Source organism: Flavobacterium sp. FG19 (assembly GCF_057809475.1).
On sequence record NZ_JBMDKA010000072.1, the window covers coordinates 1 to 1,639 of the forward strand.

Genomic DNA, 1,639 nt, shown 5'->3' on the forward strand with positions numbered 1-1,639 from the left:
GTTCAGTCTCAGTGTTCAGTCTCAGTGTTCAGTCTCAGTGTTCAGTCTCAGTGTTTAGTCTCAATGTTCAGTCTCAGTGTTCAGTCTCAGTGTTCAGTCTCAGTGTTCAGTCTCAGTGTTCAGTGTTTAGTTTTCAGTCTCAGTTTTCAGTTTACAATCTACAATCTACAATCTACAATCTATAATCTACAATCTATAATCTACAATCTACAATCTACAATCTACAATCTATAATCTATAATCTATAATCTACAATCTACAATCTATAATCTACAATCTATAATCTACAATCTATAATCTATAATCTATATTCTACAATCAAAAAAACGTAAGTTTGTAATGTTAGAGATTAGAAAACTGGCAGCTCAGTTTCTCAGCATCTTTGAATATTAAAAAAATGAAAAACAACTTCGATCTTAGAACAGTAAATGTCATGCGTTATATAACGCCGCTTCGTGAAGGAGGTTCTTTACCGGCGCTGGCAGAAGCCGATGACGACTTTAAATATGTATTAAAATTCAGGGGAGCCGGACATGGTGTAAAAGCTCTTATTGCCGAACTGGTTGGCGGACAAATTGCAAAAGCTTTAAAATTACAGCTTCCGGAACTCGTTTTTGCCAATCTTGATGAAGCTTTTGGAAGAACCGAAGCCGATGAAGAAATTCAGGATTTATTACAAGGAAGTCAGGGCTTAAATCTGGCACTTCACTTTCTATCAGGTGCTATTACTTTTGATCCGGCTGTAACAACTGTTGATGCCAAATTAGCGTCGCAGATTGTCTGGCTGGATGCTTATATTACCAATGTCGACCGTACGTTTAAAAATACCAATATGCTGATCTGGCATAAGGAATTATGGCTCATTGACCATGGAGCCTGTTTGTATTTTCATCATTCCTGGAACAACTGGGAACAGCATGCCAAAAGTCCGTTTGCGTTGATAAAAGACCATGTTTTACTGTCTCAGGCTTCTCTTTTAAAAGAAGTCGATGCCGAGTTTAAAGCGATTTTGACTCCTGAGATTTTAGAAGAAATTGTAAATACAATTCCACTGGACTGGTTACAATGGGAAGATGCAGACGAAACGCCGGAAGGGCTGCGAAATGTGTACCTGCAGTTTTTAAAGACACGATTAGAGAATTCAGAAATATTTGTAAACCAGGCCCAAAATGCAAGATAATCACTTATACGAATATGCTGTGATTCGGCTTGTACCAAGAGTAGAGCGCGAAGAATTCCTGAATATCGGAATCATTTTATTCTGCAAAAAAGCGAAGTTTATAAAAGTACTTTTTCATCTCAATAAAGAAAAAATACAAGCCCTTTCTGCCGACTTTGATATTGAACAGTTAGAATGTAATATAACTTCATTAGTAAAAATTGCCAACGGGGCCAAAGATGGCGGACCCATTGCCGGGTTTGAAATTCCGGAGCGTTTTCGCTGGCTTACTGCCATTAGAAGTTCTGCTATCCAAACGTCAAGACCGCATCCTGGGCTGTGTCAGGATTTGGAAAAAACGGTTCAGCGTTTGTTTGAAGAGTTGGTGCTTTGAAAAAGGGGCAGAGGTTCAGAGAGACAAAGTGACAAAGGTTTTTTCACGCAGATTTTAATATGATTTAAGCCGATCTTGCAGATTTT

General features: G+C 38.3%; 2 protein-coding genes. Both read left to right on the top strand.

All coding sequences use genetic code 11. From position 1 onward, the window contains the following. Positions 1–397: 397 nt before the first annotated feature. Positions 398–1,180, top strand: a complete 783-nt coding sequence (locus ACODST_RS27755) for a HipA family kinase (protein ID WP_488935341.1) — start codon at positions 398–400, stop codon at positions 1,178–1,180. Continuing rightward, a complete protein-coding gene (locus tag ACODST_RS27760; RefSeq protein ID WP_488935342.1) occupies positions 1,170–1,553 on the top strand; it encodes a DUF3037 domain-containing protein in 384 nt (127 codons plus the stop codon). Before ACODST_RS27755 ends, ACODST_RS27760 begins: the two co-directional genes overlap by 11 nt. The last annotated feature ends 86 nt before the right edge of the window (positions 1,554–1,639 follow it).